An 18,953-nucleotide genomic window follows, 5' to 3' on the forward strand; every position below is an offset into this window, starting at 1 on the left:
CGCGGGGGTTTGGGGGCTGGCCCCCAATTTTTCCCCCCACCCATCCAGCGCCAACCCGCTACTTGTCTTTGTAGCGGAAGACTTTTTCGATAACGACATTTTTCAGGGGCATGTTGTTACGTGCGTTGGTTTTAACGCCCTCGATGCGGTCGGCAACGTCCATGCCACGGATAACGCGGCCAAAGACGGCGTAGCCAAAGCCACGATCAGAGCTGTCGCGGTAATTCAGGAAGGAGTTGTCCACGGTATTGATAAAGAACTGGGAGGTTGCGCTATCGACCTGCGGAGTGCGGGCCATTGCGATAGTTCCACGCAGGTTCTCAAGGCCGTTGTTTGCTTCGTTGGTAATAGCCTCATGCGTATCCTTGCGGCGCATGTTCTCGTCAAAACCACCACCCTGAATCATAAAGCCAGAAATAACGCGGTGGAAAACCGTGCCGTTGTAAAAGCCCTCGTCCACGTAACGAAGAAAATTCTCAACACTCTTCGGTGCCTTTTTCTCGTCCAGCATAATCATCATCGTGCCTTCGCTCGTCTCCATCACCACAACAGGACCCGGTCCCGGCTTCTCTGCCAGTGCCATGGAAAAACTCAGAATCACCATCAGACTCGCCGCAATCACAAGTGCAATCAGCTTACGCATATATTTCTCTCCTTATGGAAATTTTTTTTCGATCCACTACCGAAGTACGAAAGCCTCTACTCCTTGTCAAAACCTTGCATGAAAACTCTACACAAGTCGCCAAGGGATGGGGTACGAGACTCCGTCTCGTGCTCTGCAAGGGGCGCTGCCCCCTGACCCCGCCCAAGGACGAGGCCCTTGGGAATCCCGATTTCGCCCGAAATTAAAGGGCCGGATGTGTGAAAGCCGTTGGCTTTCCCTTACATCCGGCCCTTTAATTTTGGCCTAGTGGCGTTTCCCTAACGCGTGTTCTTCTGCCTTTTTCTGCCGCACTTATTTTCTTTTTGAACGCAAGCGTTCAAAAAGAAAATGGTGGCAACGCACGGGAAAGAGAAAGAGCTTCTTTACGCCATTCTCACCCAAGTTTGAATTTCATTCACGCGAAGCGTGGATGGAATTCAAACTCGATGAGGATACGTAAGGGAATCATTCCCTTACGCGGGGGGTTGGGGGCTGGCCCCCAATTTCCCCCACCCAGTCTTCCCTGCCCCCCTTACACACTGCAATTTCCTCAAAAGACAGTAGAAAATGAAGGGGGACCTGTGTAGAGTAAAGCGGCGAAAACTACAGTACGAGTAGGAGAAGATGTGAAGTCGAAACGAGTATCCGAGAGTAAAATTACGCTTGTACAGCAAATGCTTCCACAAGACACCAATCCTGCGGGCAACGTTCATGGCGGAGTAATGCTCAAGCTAATCGACACGGCGGGCGGAGTGTGCGCGACACGCCACGTGCGTGCGAATGTTGTAACGGCGAGTATCGACAGGCTGGATTTCCTTGAACCGGTGTACGTCGGCGACCTCGTGCATGTTCATACAAGCGTGAACTACGTGGGAACGAAATCAATGGAAGTTGGGGTGCGAGTAGAGGCAGAGAACCTGTATACAGGGGAATGCAGACATACGGCGACGGCATACCTCACCTTTGTATCGCTAGACGAAACAGGGAGACCGCAACTGGTTCCCCAGTTGATTGCAGAAACCGAAGACGAAAAGCGAAGAATGCAGGAAGCCCAGGAAAGACGAAAACAGCGCCTGGCTGAACGCAAAAAAGAAAAAGCCGCTCAAAAAAATTAAAAAAGCAAGAAAGAAAAGAAGAAAGGAAAAGAGCAATGAAAAGGGATGAGCTGGATAACATCGCAGAGAAGCTCCGAGAAGTCGCGCGAGAAGCCGGAGAACTCATCATACAAATCTACGAAGAGGGATTTGATGTTGAGTTCAAGGCGGACGAATCGCCTATCACACGTGCAGATCGGGCGTCACATAACCACGTGAGCAAACGACTGGCTGAGCTTTTCCCTGATATTCCTCTGCTCTCAGAAGAGGGACAACACCTTCCTTACGAAGAACGCAAAAAATGGACGCGTTTCTTCCTGCTGGACCCGCTGGATGGCACCAAAGAATTTGTAAAACGAAATGATGACTTCTGCGTCAATATCGCATTGCTTGAAGGCGAGACACCAGTGCTAGGGGTCATCCATATCCCCACGCGCAAGCTTGATTACTGGGGCGGCCCAAATCTTGGAGCCTACCGAAGCGCTGCAAATGGGAAGAAAGAGAAAATTACGACACACGGACCGGGAGCTGGAGGCGCAATAGCTCTTGCCAGCCGCTCCCATCCTTCTCCTGCAACCGAACAGTATTGCAAGGAACGGGGCATTGCGCGCACGCTCAATGTTGGAAGCGCAATTAAGTTCTGCATGGTTGCAGAAGGCGCTGCACAATACTACCCCCGGTTTAATATAACGTGGGAGTGGGATACCGCAGCAGGTCATGCGCTTGTACAAGGCGCTGGTGGCAGTTTTACAGACCTCAAAGGTGCAGCTTTTGGCTATAATAAACCAAAGCTCGATAACGGTGGTTTCCTCTGCTGCTGGAAATAGAAAAAAATTGGCACGGTGAGAATATTTCACACACTCATCGTGCCCTATAAAACAGCCTTCCTTTCAATTCACACCAGTTTTCAGATACTTTCCATATCCCCACTGCATACCTGCTACTCCAGAAACATAAAAACCCCCGCCAGATTATCATTGACTCAGGTTCACCAGCTCTGTAGCGATTATACAACAGCCTGTTTTTACAGTATGCAACACACTGAAAAAGCAGGGTGCAAAATGTGCCATACAGTCAAAAAAGAACGCAATTTTATCCCACTATGACAGCCCGCTGACACCCAAAAACAAGTCACTTGTCAAGTGAATTTGCGATCCGTATACTGTTCGGCTCTACAAGAACCTCCAACAATCGGTGAACGCAATGCCATACAAAGGTCCCCACATCTCCATTGCCCCGGAGCGCCTTGTACCCCGTGTTCTGGGACTTGATTTTGCTGACTTCAAAAAATGGCCAGATGCTGTTCGGGAGACTGCACAGGATCTCGCGGCAGAGCTTTTTTTGATTCGCTATAATCCTTTTATTGACCCGGAACGTGTTTGGAAAAGCGCTCAGGCATCTTTTGGCCGCGCCAAGCTCGCCCTGTCCGAAGAATTTTCGTCTGTTCTGGCAACTGGCATGTTCCGATTCTGGAACCAGTTCAAGGACGACATGAAATTCCGTGACGAGGTGATCGGCCGCGCTCGCCAGTTCATGCCCGAAGAAGTCATTGATACGCGTCCCAACTCCCGAGTGGAGTGCGCAACCGACGCAACTGACCTTCGTATGGAGCTTCCGCTTTTTGTGGTCTTTCCTGAAACAACGGCTCAGGTTCGGGATTTTGTCCGTCTGGCAAACTCCATGAACTTCACCATCATTCCTCGTGGTGGCGGATCTGGCCTGACAGGTGGTGCCATCCCGTCCCGGCGCCGCAGCGTTGTTCTGAGCATGGCCAAGCTCAACAAAATTCTCGACATTGATGCCGAAGCCAAAACAATCTGTTGCCAAAGTGGTGTCATCACCATCGACGGCATCAAGGCTGCTGCGGCCAAAAACCTTCTGTTCACGGTTGACCCGGCATCCAAGACAGCTTCATCTATTGGCGGTAATGTCTCAGAGAACTCTGGTGGACCCTTTGCCTTTGAATACGGCACCACCATTGACAACATCCTGTCCTACAAAATCGTTATGCCGTCTGGCGAACTGCTGGATGTTCGCCGCAAGGATCACCCCTACCACAAGATCCTGCCGCATGAGACCGCTGTTTTTGAAATCTTCAATGACCACGGAGAGCTGGCCGACACGATTTCACTTTCTGGCACAGAAGTCCGTGCCGAAGGCCTGGGCAAGGACGTCACCAACAAATACCTTGGTGGTCTGCCCGGCGTGCAAAAAGAAGGTGTCGACGGCATCATTACCGAAGCCTGCTTTACCTGCTATGACCAGCTCGAGCACTCCCGCGTGCTCTGCCTTGAATTCTTTGGCCGCACCATGCGCCCTGCCATGCACGTTATTCGCGACGTTGTTGGGCTGCGTGACCAGATTCGCAGGGAAGGCGATCTTGTCAAAATTTCCGCGCTGGAAGAATTCGGCATCAAATATGTGCAGGCCATTGAGTACCACAAAAAGTCCATGCAGTATGAAGGACAGCCTATCTCTGTCCTGATTCTCCAGCTCGATTCCAACGATCAGGACGCGCTGGATACGGCCGTGCACCGCATCATCGACATCGTCACACCGTATGACGAAGTTGATATTTTTGCTGCACGTGATGCCAAGGAAGCCGAAGTCTTTTGGGAAGACAGACACCGCCTGTCTGCCATCTCCAAACGCACCTCCGGGTTTAAGATTAACGAAGACATCGTTATTCCCCTGAATGTCGTGCCAGAATTCGCAGACTTCCTTGAGTCCCTGAACCTCATTTACATGGCAAAAGCCTACCGTACTGCTCTGCAGGACGTTGGCCGTCTGCCCGGTATTGGAGTCGAAGACCGCTTCATTAACATGGAGTTCACCTTTGCCTCCAAGATCATTAACGGCGAAATTGATACTGCGGAAATCTCGGATCAGGAACTCGAAGTTCAGATCTATTACTTCTTCCGCGACCTCAAGAGCCGCTACATGGACCTGAGCGAAGAGCTGGAAGGCGTGCACGAGCACATGACGGCAACCCGCATTGTCATTGCAAACCACATGCACGCAGGTGACGGCAACTGCCACGTCAACCTCCCGGTCAACTCCAATGACCCGAACATGATGGCGCTGGCAGAAGAAGCCATTCACAAGGTTTCTGAGCAGGTTGTCGATATGGGCGGTGTTGTTTCCGGTGAACACGGAATCGGCATTACCAAGATCTCTTTCCTGCCCGAAGCCAAGCTTCGCGCCCTGAGTGAATATAAAAAGCAGATTGACCCGAAGGACATTTTCAACCCAGGCAAGCTGACCAGCCGCAAGCTGCCAGCCCCGACCTACACCTTCTCGTTCAATAAGCTCATTGAAGACATCAGCACCACAGGTCTCGCAGATAAAGAGCGCCTGATGAGCATGCTGACAAATATTCAGAACTGCACACGTTGCGGCAAATGCAAACAGGTTTGTCCGATGTACAAGCCGTCCAAATCCCTGATTCACCACCCCCGAAACAAGAACATCAGCCTTGGTGCCTTGATTGAAGCGGTGTACTATTCTCAGGTGACAGAAGGGAATCTGGACAAGCAGCTGCTGGACCGCCTGCGTGATCTCGTCGACCACTGTACTGCCTGCGGCAAGTGCATGGCCGTGTGCCCGGTGAAGATCAATACCCCAGAAGTGACGCTGCACATGCGCACCTTCCTCGAAGAGAAAGGCGCAGGTGGGCATCCCGTCAAGGAACGTGTCCTGCACTTCCTTGCCAAAAGCCCCAGCAGCCGCGTCCCGCGTGCCGCCAAGGCTGCCGCTCTGGGCCAGACCTTTGCCAACCGCGGCGTTGGACTTATCCCTGCTCCGTGGCGCAAACGCATGGAGAACCCAATGTTCACAGGCAAAGGCCCCGGCCTTGGCCTCAAGAACCTTGATGATGCCCTGCATCTGTCTCGCGGTTCCTTCTTTGTGCCCCAGAATGCCGCACCAGACACCCCGGCAGTTTTCTACTTCCCGGGTTGTGGCGCAGGTCTCTTTGCGAACAACATCGCACTGGCAGGTCTTTATCTGCTCTTCCGCGCCGGAATCCCCGTGGTTCTGCCGCCAGAGCACATGTGCTGTGGTTATCCGCTGATTACAGCAGGCTGCGAAGAAGCGTTCAACACGAACCGCTCCCGCAACATTGAAAAAATCGCAGACCTTATGCGAAATGCTCAGGAAGCCGGACTGAATGTCCGCCACGTCCTGACATCCTGCGGCACCTGCCGCGAAGGTCTGAAAGAATACCATCTCGACACACTGGCAACGCCATTGTCCCACAAGGATGTGACGCAGTTCGTGTCGGAACAGGCCCGAGAGCTGATGACAGCCCTGCCCGCAGACGACAGACCGCTGCTGTATCACGCGGCCTGCCACGCTGAATGGTCAGGAGTTAAGGCAACGGTCGCCTCTGGTGTCTATGCCAAATCCCTTGCCGAACTTTCCGGATGTGACGTAAGCACATCTCCGGGATGTTGTGGTGAATCCGGAATGGGTGCATTTACAACGCCTTCGCTGTACAACAAGCTGCGCGAGGACAAACAGAAGCGGCTCAAAAAGGACCTCGCTGACTACCCCAAGGATCGCCCTGTGGTTGTTGGCTGCCCGTCCTGCCGCATCGGTATCCGTCGTAGCCTTATCGCCATGAAAGACACCCACAAGGTCATCCATTCTCTGGAATACCTTGCCGAGCGTCTGGGCGGAGCGAAATGGAAAAAGGAACTGCTCGCAGCACTCAGCTCGCGAGGAGAACAGGGTATGCGCAGCGTTGCACTCCCTGCCCAGAAGGAAAAAGCCTAGGACACTGAATGCGCATTCTTGGCATTGATTTTGGTCTTAAACGTGTCGGGTTGGCCATGACCGATGGACTCGGAACCATGGCCTTCCCGTATAAAACACTGGTCCGCAGCACCCGCGATATTCTCTTTCAGGAACTCCTGGAGATTCTGGAAAAGGAAAACGTGGAGTATATTGTTATTGGACTGCCCCTCTCAATGGATGGGACGGATTCTCTGACCACCAGACAGGCCCGCAACTTTGCGGCCAGCCTTGGACGCAGGACAGAGATCCCCATTTCCATGATGGACGAGCGGCTCAGTAGCGAAGCCGCAAAGCATGACCTGCTTGATGCGGGGCTGCATGGCCGAAAAAAAATAAAAAAGGTGCTGGACCAGCATGCTGCGGTCCACATTCTGGAAAGCTATCTGGCTCAGGAGAAAGGCCAGTGTTAAAAAAGATCCTCATCGCCTGCGGTCTGCTCGTTCTCTCTCTCCTTATTGGAGTTGGAGTTCTGTACTGGCAAACCCAGACTTTCCTGACGACTCCGGCAGAAGAACAGGGTCGGGACATCGTGCTCAACGTTGTTCCGGGCCAGTCTCTGGACCGCGTCGCGGCAGAGCTGGAAGCACAGGGGCTTGTGAGCAGTGCCCACAAGTTCCGGCTTATGGTCCGAGCCAAAAATCAGGGAACGGCAATCAAGGCCGGTGAATATCTTTTGAACACAAGCTGGCCTCCGCCGCAGATTCTGGACATGCTGACCTCAGGCAAAGTCCTGCTCCACAAGCTCTCGATTCCCGAGGGCCTTACGTGGTGGCAGGTTGCCCGACTGGTCGAAAAATCCGGTCTTGCAAGCTTTGACAGCTTTGACAAGGCCGTCCACGACCCAGCACTTCTCGCACGGTATGGCATTACCGGGAGCAACGCCGAAGGCTATCTTTTCCCAGAGACCTACCTTTTGCCCCGACCCCGCAACAAGAATGCCCGCCCTATTGTGGAAGCCATGCTCAAAACCTTCCGCCAGCAGGCCAGACAGGCCCTGCCCGCGGACCGCATGAATCCCAAAGAGCTACTGCGACTTGTGACTCTGGCCTCTATGGTCGAAAAGGAAACCGCCAACCCTGCCGAGCGCTTCGCCATCGCAGGCGTGTATAGTAACCGCCTGCACCGTGGCATGCTTATGCAGTGCGACCCCACGGTCATCTATGGCCTTGGAACCAGCTTTGACGGCAACCTGACCCGAAAGCATCTGCGCGACGCCACAAACCCGTACAACACATACAAGCACAAGGGGCTTCCCCCAGGGCCGATATGTTCACCGGGTAAGGCCGCGCTGGAGGCCGCTCTCTCACCAGAAAAGCACAAATATTATTACTTTGTTGCCACAGGTGAAAACGGCCGCCACAAATTCAGTAAAACACTCGTCGAACACAACCGGGCTGTCTGGAAATATCAGATTCGCCGCCGACGATAAAACAACATAGCCCCCTTTCGGGGGCTTTTTTTACACATATGAATCTCTATTCAATTCGCCCTGCCACTGAGCAGGACTACGACAGCATTATTGATGTCTGGGAAGCTTCCGTCCGTGCCAGCCATGATTTTCTGAGCGAGGAGGACATCAGCTACCTGCGTCCGCTTATCCGCGACCAGTACCTTGCCGCCGTGACTCTGCATGTCATGTGCTTTGCCAAAAGCCGCATTGTTGGCTTTCTCGGCACACATGGCCAGAGCGTGGAAATGCTTTTTCTGCATCCCGAGCACTGGCGCAAAGGTCTTGGCCGCCAGCTCATGGAATTTGCCATTAAAGAATGCGGAGCACGGCTTGTTGACGTCAACGAACAGAACCCGAAGGCAGCAGCTTTCTACACAGCACTCGGTTTTGAGCTGGAGAGCCGCGACGAGCTGGATGGACAGGGGCGCCCTTTCCCCATCTTGCACCTGCGCCTCAAAGATTCACAACGCTAGCGCCTTCCACCACCTCACACAGCCCATAAAAAAAGGCCCCACTCAATGCGGGGCCTTTATTTTTTGTCATGCAGGAAAGCTAGAAATCAAGATTCAGGTGCTTTCTCATTGCGGTCATGGTTGCCTCAGCAGCTTCTTCAGCACGGGCATTACCATCACGCAAAATCTCCCACACCATCTCAGGATTATCATCCAGCTCCTTGCGGCGGGCGTGGATAGGAGCAAGGAAGCGCTCCATCGACTCCAGCAGCAGACGCTTACACTGGACGCAGCCCCAAGAGGCATTCCGGCAGCCTTCCTCAATTTCGGGCAGGCGAGCCGGGTCCGTCATAAGCTTGTGGTACGGGAAGAGGTTACAGATGCACGGATCGCCCGGATCATTTTTGCGCAGGCGATTCTTGTCTGTCAGCATGCTCATGACCTTTTTCTTCACAGAGTCCATATCTTCGCTCAGGGCAATGGAGTTGCCATAGCTCTTGGACATCTTGCGACCATCAAGGCCGGGGAGTTTGCACTCTTCGGTCAGCAGAGCTTCCGGTTCCGGGAAGAAGTCGCCGTACAGGTGATTGAAGCGGCGGGCAATTTCACGAGTGAGTTCCAGATGCGGAAGCTGGTCCTGACCAACGGGAACATTTTCGGAAAGGTACATCAGAATATCGCCGGTCATAAGCACCGGGTAGCCAAGGAAGCCGTAAGTGTTCAGGTCTTTCTGAGCCAGCTGTTCTTTCTGATCTTTGTAGGTCGGGCAGCGTTCCAGCCAGCCAAGCGGCGTCATCATGGACAGCAGCAGGTGCATTTCTGCATGCTGCTTGACCTGAGACTGCTGGAAGATCACACATTTTTTGGGGTCAAGGCCCGCAGCAATCCAGTCTTTGACCAAACCGGGGACAAAGTTTTTGATCCGGCGAGGATCAGCATACTCACTGGTCAGGGCGTGCCAGTCTGCGACAAAGAAGTAGCAGCTGTACTCGTCCTGGAGTTTGATCCAGTTTTTGAGAACGCCAAAGTAGTGGCCAAGATGAAGAGCGCCTGTGGGGCGCATACCGGACAAAATGCGTTTTTTGTTTTCAGACATGGCAGGTCCTAAATCAGATACAGTAACGGTGCGAGAACAGAGAATACGGGACTAAAGATCAGGCGGAAAGCGCCCGTCATCATTAAGACAACTATAATGATGAACCCGTATCGTTCCAGTTGCAGGTACTTGAACGCCAGCTTTGGCGGAAGCAGTTCCGCCAAAATCTTGCTGCCATCCAGCGGCGGAATCGGCAGGAGATTAAAAAAGCCAAGGATCACATTAATCCACACGCCATACCGAAGAATATTCAGCACAGGCACAAAGAAAAACTCCGCGCTACTCCCCGGTGCAGGCAAATTGTTCAGCATAAGCTGAAAGCCCGCAAACATGAGTCCGGCAAGCAGGAAGTTCATAAGTGCCCCTGCCGCAGACACCACAAGGATTCCCTTTTTGATGTTGCGGAAATAGCGGGGATTGATGGGAACTGGCTTTGCCCAGCCAATAACAAAGCCCCCTGTGAGCGACGTGATGAGAAACACGATCGTCCCCAGCGGGTCCATGTGTGGAAGCGGATTGAGCGTCAGACGCCCCGCATTCCGGGCGGTTGGGTCTCCAAACCAGTACGCAGCCAGACCGTGAGCCAGCTCGTGGCAGGTCACGGCAAGAAGAAAAGGTACTGCCATGATGGCAATACGTACTACGGCTTCAGATACGTCAAACATGAGGAGTGCGGTCTACCATGAAGAGAAATACTGGGCAAGCTGTATACCGCCCCTCATGCGTGTTTGCCAACACACTCAAAAGCGCTAAAAGCTCTCTAATGCCGCAGCAACCTTGGACTTGAGTTCACCAAGATCGACGGCCTTTACCACGTAATAATCCGCAGCAATAGACTTGAGGTCATGCTGGAAGCTATCATACGCCGTGCAAAGTATCACCGGTAAGTTCTGCTCCCGGCTCCGAATCTGCTGCAATACATCAAGACCAGAGCGATTGTTCCCAAGCTTTACATCAAGGATCACCAGCTCAGGATTTTCGCGGTCCAGCACAGAAAAAATATCTTCTTCGCCGTCAGACGTCGCTACTTCATAGCCGTCACTCTCCAACTCTTCCTGATAGAGCATACGAATATGTACTTCGTCGTCGACGACTAAAATCTTCTGCTTATTCATGGCACCTCCGCGGATGCATTTCATCATTTGCGCATGGCAGACGAAATGTTTACCCTGTTTACTGCAATGGCTCCATGCACTCTCTGCATACTTTTTCATTTAGCCATAAATTCCTTAAAAAAGAAACGCGAAAATTATTTCTGGTCGAAAAAGACTTGCACTGCCCTTTTTCCGCCTGTACACACTTTTGGATTCTTTTAGTATGAATAGTAGAGGTCCCATGATTACCGTACATATGATTCCCACTGGCCAAACCCGGGAGATTCCAAAGCCGAACACGGTTCGACAGCTCATGAACCGTCTGAAGCTGCGGCAAATGGACGCACTCATTATTCGCGGTGACGAAATGCTCACCTTTGACCGCTCCATTAATGATGGCGATCACATTACTGTCCGCCTTGTCGGCTCCAGAGGATAAGTGCCATGAAATGTTCCCGCTGCGGAGCGCCTGCCCAAATCGCGCTCCCCAACCATCACACTGGTTTTTGCCCGGAATGCTTCAACCTCTTTTTCTCCCGTCAGGTCGAAAAAGCCATCCGGCATTTCCGCATGTTCAGCAAATCAGACAAGATCCTCGTTGCCCTCTCTGGCGGCAAGGACTCCCTTGCTCTCTTTCGCGAACTGACCCAGCAGGGCTACGACGTCACAGGTCTGCACATTGACCTGAACATCAAGAATTCATCCTGCCACGCCCGCGCCGTTGTCGAAAAGTTCTGTGAAGATCTGGGTGCCCCCCTGCGCATCGTCAATGTCGCAGATGAGGGTCTTTCCATTGCGCACATTAAAAAAGCCATCCGCCGCCCAATCTGTTCCATTTGCGGCAAGGTCAAGCGCTACTTCTTCAACAAAGTCGCCCTCGACGAAGGCTTCAACGCGCTGTGCACTGGTCACAACCTTGATGACGAAGTCGGCCGCCTTCTCTCCAACACCATGCGTTGGGACATTGCCTATCTCAGCGACCAGGGTCCCGCCCTGCCCGCAGAAAACGGCTTCGCTGCAAAGTTCCGTCCGCTCTACCGGCTGACAGAATACGAAACAGCCGCCTACTGTTTTTTCAACAAGATTGAGCACAATACGGCAATCTGTCCGTACAGCTCTGGCGCCAGCTTTCCGGTCCGCAAAGAGTTGCTCAACACCCTTGAGCATCACAGCCCCGGCTCCAAGCTCGCCTTCTATGAGCGCTTTCTCAAGCAGGCAAAGCCCCTCTTTGAGGCTGCCGAAGAGCGTCTTGGCGACCCCATCTCTCCCTGCACCTCCTGCGGCTACCCAACCACCGCCGGAGTCTGCAACATCTGTCGTCTACGCGAACAGCTCGCCGCAGACCTCGAAGCTCAAAAATAGCACTCAGCGCCCCGCTCCATGTGGGGCGCTTTTTCTTTGCAAGCCTTGCACCCTCAGGCTATACCCTCCTCATGAATCCACAGCAGCCCCTCACACCCGTTTCCGTCGTTGTCCCCGCCTACAACACCGCGGCCTCTCTTTCCGCCTGCGTGCAGAGCCTCCTCGCCCAGACGCATCCCAATTTTGAAATCATTCTCGTCGATGATGGCTCTACAGACGAAACTCCAGATATCATTGCCAAACTCGCCGCAGCAGAATCGCGCATTATCCCGGTCTACGCCGAACACAGAGGCGTTGCCCACGCCTTCAACACCGGAATTTCCCGCGCATCGCATCCCTACATCGCCCGCATGGACGCCGACGACGTTTGCCATCCAGACCGGCTTTCCCTTCAGGCTCAGGCCCTTGACCAGCGACCCGAAATAGGTCTCGTCGCCTCCTGCATTGAGTTTGGCGGTGATCGCGAGCTTTGTGCTGGCTATGCCCACCATGTCGACTGGACCAACTCTGTGCTCTCCCCTCAGGACATCGCGCTCAGTCGTTTCATTGACCTCCCCTTTGCCAATCCCGCCGTCATGTTTCGCGCCGCGCTCATTGAGCTTCACGGAGCCGCACGCCAAGGTGACTTTCCTGAGGATTACGAGATGTGGCTTCGCTGGATGGACCACGGCGTACAGATGCTTAAGCTCCCCCAGAAGCTCGTCGTCTGGAACGACCCGCCGACCCGCCTCACCCGCAACGACGACCGCTACGCCCCCACAGCATTTTCTCGCGTCAAAGCTCTCTATCTCTCGCGCTGGCTCAACAAGCGCGGCATCAGCTCTGTCAATATTTTCGGCGCAGGACGTTTCACCCGCAGGCAGGCGGACCTGCTTCTTGAGCACGGCATCAGCATTGAATCTTACATTGACATCGACCCTAAAAAAATTGGCAACATTATTGCCGGGCGCCCCGTCATCTCTCCGCAGCAGCTCCCCGCCCCCGGTGAGCGTTTTGTCGTCTCTTACGTCTCCAACCGCGGCGCTCGCGAGCTTATTACGCAGCGACTCTCCAATCTCGGCTATCAGCACGGAGTAAACTTCATCATGGCTGGATAAAAATATGATGGGTAGGTAGGCAGGCTACGAGACTCCGTCTCGTGCTCTGCAAGAGGCGCAGGGCGGGCGGGGGTTTTATTGGGGCGCTGCCCCAAACCCTGCAAGGGGCGCTCGGGTGGGCGGGGGTACGAGACTCCGTCTCGTGCTCTGCAAGGGGCGCTGCCCCTTGACCCCGCCCAAGGACGAGGCCCTTGGGAATCCCGCTATCGCTCAAAAAATAAGGCTGAATGGGATGAAAGCTTCGCTTTCCTCTCCATCAGCCGTATTTTTTGAGCTAGGGGAATTTCCTCAACGCGTGTTCTTCTGCCTTTTTCTGCCGCACTTATTTTCTTTTTGAACGCAAGCGTTCAAAAAGAAAATGGTGGCAACGCACGGGAAAGAGAAAGAAGCTCTTTACGCCTTCTCACCCAAGTTTAAAAGCCGTCCAAGCGAAGCTTGCACGGCTTTTAAACTCGATGAGGATACGTAAGGGAATCATTCCCTTACGCGGGGGTTTGGGGGCAGCGCCCCCAATCTTCCTCTTCCTCTTTCTCTTCCTAATTAATACTTCACACGGCGAATGCGAGCGCCGACGGCGGAGAGTTTTTCTTCTATTTTTTCATACCCGCGATCGAGGTGATAAATGCGAAGGACCTCTGTTTTCCCTGCGGCGGCGAGACCGGCAAGGACGAGGGAGGCGCTGGCGCGAAGGTCAGAGGCCATGACGGGGGCGCCGGTCAGCTGCTTAATGCCGCGAACGACCGCCGTGCGCCCATCGAGCGTGATGTTGGCACCCATGCGCCGTAATTCCTGAACGTGCATGAACCTGTTCTCAAAAATAGTTTCCTTAATCATTCCGGATCCGCGAGAGACACACATAAGGGCCATAATCTGAGCCTGCATGTCAGTGGGGAAGCCGGGATAAGGAAGCGTCACAACGTCGGCACCATGTAAATCGGGACCACGAGAGACAAAAATGCTGTTTTCAGCTTCACGAATTTCGACACCCATCTCGCGAAGCTTGGCGTCAACAGCCTCAAGATCCTGTAAAGTGCAGTTTGTCAGCTCAAGCTGCCCGTCAGTCATTGCGGCGGCACACATGTATGTCCCGGCCTCAATTCGGTCTGGCATAATGCGATAATCGCAGCCAATGAGTTTCTCTACACCCTGAACTGTGATAATACTGGTTCCGTGGCCGGAAATTTTAGCACCGCAGGCAATGAGAAAGTTGGCGAGGTCAACGACTTCTGGCTCACGCGCGGCATTGGTAAGAATGGTTTCCCCTTCGGCGAGGGCCGCAGCCATGAGAAGATTCTCTGTGCCGCCGACTGTCGGGAAATCAAACTGAATGTGCGCACCATGAAGCCGCTCACAACGGCCATGAATGTAGCCAGCCTCAAGGTCGAACGTTGCGCCCATCTGCTCCAGACCGCGAAGATGCAGGTCGACAGGACGGGAGCCGATAGCGCAGCCACCAGGCAGGGAGACACGAGCCTCACCGAGTCGGGCAAGGAGAGGGCCGAGACACAAGACCGAGGCGCGCATGGTCTTCACGAGGTCATAGGGAGCTTCGGGAACGAGGTCACAGGTTTCGACCTTAACGCTGTCGCCATCAAAGTAGGCGGTGCAGCCAAGAATTTCGAGAAGTCTCAGGGTAGTGTGAATATCGCGAAGCCGTGGGACGTTTGTGTAGGTCACGGGACCATCAACAGCAAGGCTTGCCATAAGGATTGGCAAGGCTGCATTCTTGGAACCGCTCACGCAAATTCGACCTTCGAGAGGACGTCCGCCCTCGATTATGAGTTTCTCCATATGAAAAATCTTCTCTTTTTTTTAAAGAAATTTGAAAAAAGGCTTGACCAGCAGAGGTGATTTTGGCTAACAAGCTTTCCGCACACGGTGGGTGTAGCTCAGTTGGCAGAGCACTTGGTTGTGGCCCAAGGGGCCGAGGGTTCAAGTCCCTTCACCCACCCCATTTGAGAAATCAGCTCCATCTTCGGATGGAGCTTTTTTTGTGCCCAAGTGTCAGCGAACAGAAATCGCAAAATCAGTCTCCTTCAAGTCCTTGCATTGTGTCTAAAATTGGCCTGCGGGGACTTTCCTTGTCCCGGCCTTTTTTGTCAACACTCCCCTCACGCCGTATCCCATTCAGGGCGTTCCCCTCTTCCTTCTCTCTTGCGAGAAAGCTGGGGAAGCCAGTATATCCGAAACACAGCAAAAAAGCAGCAGTATTCCTCGTACCGACGAAAGCGTGTCACCGCTACAGCGCTTTTATCGTGCCCCGGCTTTTTTCCCTTAATTCCCTGTGACATTTTGGTGCTCTTTCTGTCGAAAGCTTGCACATCACGGCATCTAGACATAAGGTATCGAAATTTTATAATATTGCCTGTGTCGTTCACGACGCTGACGATGGAGAAATCACTTGCGTATCTTTATTCTGTTACTGGGTCTGGCGCTGTCTTTTGCCATCCCAATAACCCTTCAGTACTGCGATGGCCTGAGCTTTTTTTCTGGACGCACCCACTACAGCGTTCCACTTGAAGTCACCTACCCAAACCGCGGCACCAGCTTTGCACTCAGGAAAAATGACACCCGAATCATCCGCAAGGCGCTGGAAGCAAACAAACTCCACATCAAAAAAGCCAACGTTTCTGTTGGAGACACCCAAATCCCCCAGCACGGCCCTGGAGAAGCTCCAGGCGACCGTCCGGCATACTCCATCGCACTAACCATGAAAAGTGGCGACGTGGTCAATCTGAAACGAAAAGGCACATCCCGAGCAGCCCTTGCCAAAGAGATTTCCCTTGCCATCAGCGAAAGCGTCAATCGCTACCTCGATCAGGGACACCTGCCTCTCAGGAACTCACAGAGATATATCTTCTTTTCCGAGGGGACCGGAACATAAAAAAAGCCCCACCACATGGCGGGGCCTGTCCCAAATCTATCGCTGAGCGCGAAGCATCCGATCGTCACCGACGCGCATAGTGATGCGCTCCCGGTCCATGTACTCCAGCACAGGGATCGCAAACTTTCGCGAAAGCCCTGACAGCGTCTTAAAATCCGCAGCAGACATCGCGCCATGCTCCGTGATAAACGCCCGAACTTTGTCCACAATTCCGGCCAAGGCTGGCGCATGGTAATACATCTCTTCCTTAACCTTCACGAGTTCGCCAGCATCAAGCAACAGCTTGAACACAGGCGCAGCCTCCCGGAACGTCAAATCCAAAGGCTCCAAAACATCCTTGAGGTTCGGCGGAGTCTCTCCCTTGGACGCATATGCTTCAACCAAAAGCTGCTTCAGCTTTTCCTGATCGGACGCAAGCGAAACTTTGTGCTGCGGCAAGCGCAAAAGCTCAGCCTCAGCAACAAGGCGCTTCTGCCGAAGCAGGCGCTCAGAAAGAAAATGAAAAAGCTTTGGCGCAAGGCGACGCCCCCAGCCAGAGGCCAGCTCACCGCGTACAATACCCTGCTTCATTGGCTCGGCCTCATGATAGGCCCGGACAGCAGCTTCTGCTGCGTCACACAGGCGCTCCACTTCCCGGCCAGAAATATAGCTTCGGGATTCCTTGTCATAGAGAAATATTTCCGAACGACTCATAAGCTTCGACAGCACTTTTTCCAGAGCCTTTTTCTCCAGTCCACACGCCGTCAAAAGCTGGGCAAAGCTCAGTCCCTCTGCACGCGACAGCTCAAGCTGGGTACGAATAACATCTTCCGACGTCCCGTCAGCAAGCTGCTGGAGCTGAGCTGTGCTCTCATCCCGAAAGCGCTTCATCTTTCGGCCAAAGGGGTTGATGATTCTGCCGCCCGCGATGGTTCGCAGCGGAGAGAACGAACGCAGCACGACTCTATCGCCATACACGCCGACCATTGGCTCCTGAAAGCGCACCTGACACAGCACAGTTTCGCCGGGAAGCACTTTGTCGCGGTCAGGGAAGCTCACCCGAGCCAGCACGTCGCGGGTACCGTGGTGGAAATGCAACTCCTTGCGGTGTTTCAGCTCGCGCCCTGCCGAAGGCAAATATTTCAGCTCAACATCCCAGACAAGGCTCGGGAACAGGCTTTCCGGCCGTCCCAGCACTTCACCCCGCTGCACATCAGCAACTTCAAGCCCGGCAAGGTTAATCGCGGTTCGGCGTCCAGCAAGCCCCTTTTCCACACTTTCCTCATGCGACTGCACGCTTCGGACTTTGCTCATCTGCCCCGAAGGGAACAGCTCAACATCATCACCCACAGAAACTGAACCAGAAAGCAGGGTTCCCGTCACAACAGTGCCGTGCCCCTTAATGGAAAATACCCGGTCCACAGGCAGGCGCATCAGGTCTGAGCGAGACTGACCTTTCAGGCCGTTCACCAGCTTTTGCAGCTCGGCGCGCAGTTCATCCAGTCCCTGCCCTGTATGTGACGACACAGCAAGAACAGGAGCGTCTTCAAGGAAGCTCCCGGCAAGGAACTCCGAGACATCTTCGCGCACAAGTTCCATCCACTCCTCGTCAACGCTATCGGCCTTGGTCAGCACAACCATGCCTTTTTCGATGCCAAGAAGTGTACAAATTTCAAGGTGCTCTCGAGTCTGGGGCATCACGCCTTCATCAGCCGCAATCACCAGCACAACAAAGTCAATGCCACTCGCACCCGCCACCATGTTTTTCACAAAGCGCTCGTGCCCCGGGACATCAACAATGCTCACCCGCTGCCCGTCCGGGAGGTCCACGTATGCAAAACCAAGTTCAATAGTAATGCCGCGCTTCTTCTCCTCTGCAAGCCGGTCGCAGTCGATTCCTGTCAGTGCCTTAACGAGTGTTGTCTTTCCGTGGTCAATATGGCCCGCAGTGCCCATAATCACCGGCATATTCAGAGTCCTCCACGGGGCTGTGCCCCACGTATTCGATGTGTCGCCAAAGCTCATTTCTCTATGTGAAAACGCCCCCAGGCTCAAGGGCACGCCAGCAGAAACTTTCTCTCTATTTCAGCTTTTCCTCGCCCCCGCTCTCGTCCGCATTCACCCCTTCATCTTTTTCCGTTGCGTACACGAGATCCTTTTTGCGGTATTCCCTTTCCAGCTCTCGATACGACACGCAGCCCGTCAGCGCCGCATGTTTTATGCTCCCCGGGTATTCCCGGCACACGTCGGGTTTGATGTAGTGAATGCCACACGAGAACCCACCATCTGCCCGCTCCTCTATCCATGGGCATGTCTCAGCAGGTAGCCCCGTTTTGGGATTCACCCACAGCCGCCTTTTCAGCAGCTCCCCGTCCTGCTCCACGTCGCCAACCCAGGCAAGAATATCTTCTCTGCCGTGCTCTCGCCAGCGCTCAATATCCGCATCCGTACACGAGCAGTGATGGTCCAGCGTAAAGCAGCAGATTCCGCACTCCCTGCACACAAATTTCTCCATTCCCGTCTCTATCCAGTACCCTTCCCCCTCTCCATCTGGCCCATCCCCGAGTTCAACATTCCCCCAGAAAACCTTCTCCGCAACTCCACGCAGCTCTTCCGCGCTCAGCTCTGCCTCGACTATCGCCGCGTACACCAGCTCGCCCGCTTCATCCGCAGGTACAAAGGTCTCCAGACCTCCCTCAGGCACCACCCATATTCCAAAATCCTCTGGATCAGGATCTATTCGCGCCGCACCACCCGTCACCCCCGTATACAGCTCTGTATACAGATGCAGCTGAGGCATATACTGTTCAAAATCTATCCGTATCGCATCAAGCAACTCACTCCGCGTCAAGAATATCAGGTCCTTACCACTCATAGCTTCGCCTCCGCGTTCAAGATTGGCACAACCTTCCCTAGAACCTGCGACTATAGGACGGAATCCCCCAGTTTTAAAGCTTTTACACCTTTTTTATCCGGCGAGTGAGTAGTTACAAAGCACTCTTTGG

Annotated in this window: 17 protein-coding genes and 1 tRNA gene; 11 read left to right on the plus strand and 7 right to left on the minus strand. The window is 53.7% G+C overall.

All coding sequences use genetic code 11. The features are described from left to right. Positions 1 to 58: 58 nt before the first annotated feature. Positions 59 to 643 (minus strand): peptidylprolyl isomerase, encoded by a 585-nt coding sequence (locus tag B5D23_RS05655; protein WP_078684447.1) that lies wholly within the window; start codon positions 641 to 643, stop codon positions 59 to 61. A 626-nt stretch (positions 644 to 1,269) separates the two neighbouring features. Here B5D23_RS05655 and B5D23_RS05660 point away from each other — a divergent pair. The 6 genes from B5D23_RS05660 (at position 1,270) to B5D23_RS05685 (ending at position 8,457) form a co-directional block, all read left to right on the plus strand. Then, a complete protein-coding gene (locus B5D23_RS05660) occupies positions 1,270 to 1,758 on the plus strand; it encodes an acyl-CoA thioesterase (RefSeq protein ID WP_078684448.1) in 489 nt (162 codons plus the stop codon). Positions 1,759 to 1,793: 35 nt separating this feature from the next. Beyond that, positions 1,794 to 2,564 (plus strand): 3'(2'),5'-bisphosphate nucleotidase CysQ, encoded by a 771-nt coding sequence (cysQ, locus tag B5D23_RS05665; protein ID WP_078684449.1) that lies wholly within the window; start codon positions 1,794 to 1,796, stop codon positions 2,562 to 2,564. Between the two features lie 376 nt (positions 2,565 to 2,940). After that, on the plus strand, positions 2,941 to 6,513 hold the full coding sequence (locus B5D23_RS05670; RefSeq protein WP_078684450.1) for an FAD-binding and (Fe-S)-binding domain-containing protein: 3,573 nt from the start codon (positions 2,941 to 2,943) through the stop codon (positions 6,511 to 6,513). An 8-nt stretch (positions 6,514 to 6,521) separates the two neighbouring features. Beyond that, positions 6,522 to 6,944: a Holliday junction resolvase RuvX gene (gene ruvX, locus B5D23_RS05675; RefSeq protein WP_078684451.1), complete on the plus strand. Its 423-nt coding sequence runs from the start codon at positions 6,522 to 6,524 to the stop codon at positions 6,942 to 6,944. Beyond that, positions 6,938 to 7,963, plus strand: a complete 1,026-nt coding sequence (mltG, locus tag B5D23_RS05680) for an endolytic transglycosylase MltG (protein ID WP_078684452.1) — start codon at positions 6,938 to 6,940, stop codon at positions 7,961 to 7,963. Before ruvX ends, mltG begins: the two co-directional genes overlap by 7 nt. Positions 7,964 to 8,001: 38 nt before the next feature. Beyond that, positions 8,002 to 8,457, plus strand: coding sequence for a GNAT family N-acetyltransferase (locus B5D23_RS05685; protein WP_078684453.1), 456 nt, complete (start codon positions 8,002 to 8,004; stop codon positions 8,455 to 8,457). A gap of 79 nt (positions 8,458 to 8,536) precedes the next feature. On the opposite strand, the gene trpS is transcribed toward B5D23_RS05685, so the two are convergent. The 3 genes from trpS to B5D23_RS05700 all read right to left on the minus strand — a co-directional run bounded on the left by trpS (position 8,537) and on the right by B5D23_RS05700 (position 10,647). Next, the gene (gene trpS / locus B5D23_RS05690; RefSeq protein ID WP_078684454.1) at positions 8,537 to 9,532 is read right to left on the minus strand and encodes a tryptophan--tRNA ligase; all 996 of its coding nucleotides are present in this window, start codon (positions 9,530 to 9,532) and stop codon (positions 8,537 to 8,539) included. An 8-nt stretch (positions 9,533 to 9,540) separates the two neighbouring features. Beyond that, complete coding sequence (locus tag B5D23_RS05695) at positions 9,541 to 10,197, minus strand: site-2 protease family protein (RefSeq protein ID WP_078684455.1); 657 nt, start codon at positions 10,195 to 10,197, stop codon at positions 9,541 to 9,543. Positions 10,198 to 10,281: 84 nt separating this feature from the next. Beyond that, complete coding sequence (locus B5D23_RS05700) at positions 10,282 to 10,647, minus strand: response regulator (RefSeq protein WP_078684631.1); 366 nt, start codon at positions 10,645 to 10,647, stop codon at positions 10,282 to 10,284. A gap of 202 nt (positions 10,648 to 10,849) precedes the next feature. On the opposite strand from B5D23_RS05700, the gene B5D23_RS05705 reads away from it, so the two are divergent. From B5D23_RS05705 to B5D23_RS05715, 3 genes are all read left to right on the plus strand, one after another. Continuing rightward, entirely contained in the window at positions 10,850 to 11,065 is a 216-nt protein-coding gene (locus tag B5D23_RS05705; protein ID WP_348980883.1) for a ubiquitin family protein, read from the plus strand. 5 nt (positions 11,066 to 11,070) lie between these two features. Then, positions 11,071 to 11,988 (plus strand): PP-loop family protein, encoded by a 918-nt coding sequence (locus B5D23_RS05710; RefSeq protein ID WP_078684457.1) that lies wholly within the window; start codon positions 11,071 to 11,073, stop codon positions 11,986 to 11,988. A gap of 71 nt (positions 11,989 to 12,059) precedes the next feature. Beyond that, positions 12,060 to 13,085 carry a glycosyltransferase family 2 protein gene (locus B5D23_RS05715; RefSeq protein ID WP_078684632.1) on the plus strand — a complete coding sequence of 342 codons (1,026 nt, stop codon included), beginning with the start codon at positions 12,060 to 12,062 and terminating at the stop codon, positions 13,083 to 13,085. A 540-nt stretch (positions 13,086 to 13,625) separates the two neighbouring features. Here B5D23_RS05715 and murA read toward each other — a convergent pair. Next, a complete protein-coding gene (gene murA / locus B5D23_RS05720; RefSeq protein ID WP_078684458.1) occupies positions 13,626 to 14,876 on the minus strand; it encodes a UDP-N-acetylglucosamine 1-carboxyvinyltransferase in 1,251 nt (416 codons plus the stop codon). Positions 14,877 to 14,963: 87 nt separating this feature from the next. Here murA and B5D23_RS05725 point away from each other — a divergent pair. Both B5D23_RS05725 and B5D23_RS05735 read left to right on the plus strand, forming a co-directional pair. Further along, positions 14,964 to 15,039, plus strand: a tRNA-His gene (locus B5D23_RS05725). 447 nt (positions 15,040 to 15,486) lie between these two features. Further along, positions 15,487 to 15,969: a hypothetical protein gene (locus B5D23_RS05735; RefSeq protein WP_078684460.1), complete on the plus strand. Its 483-nt coding sequence runs from the start codon at positions 15,487 to 15,489 to the stop codon at positions 15,967 to 15,969. A 36-nt stretch (positions 15,970 to 16,005) separates the two neighbouring features. Here the strand turns inward: B5D23_RS05735 and selB are convergent, their stop codons facing one another. After that, positions 16,006 to 17,916 (minus strand): selenocysteine-specific translation elongation factor, encoded by a 1,911-nt coding sequence (gene selB, locus B5D23_RS05740; RefSeq protein WP_078684461.1) that lies wholly within the window; start codon positions 17,914 to 17,916, stop codon positions 16,006 to 16,008. Positions 17,917 to 18,028: 112 nt separating this feature from the next. Further along, positions 18,029 to 18,823, minus strand: a complete 795-nt coding sequence (locus tag B5D23_RS05745) for a YkgJ family cysteine cluster protein (RefSeq protein ID WP_078684462.1) — start codon at positions 18,821 to 18,823, stop codon at positions 18,029 to 18,031. Positions 18,824 to 18,953: the final 130 nt, after the last annotated feature.

The sequence above is a fragment of the Desulfobaculum bizertense DSM 18034 genome (genome assembly GCF_900167065.1).
Lineage (GTDB): Bacteria > Desulfobacterota > Desulfovibrionia > Desulfovibrionales > Desulfovibrionaceae > Desulfobaculum > Desulfobaculum bizertense.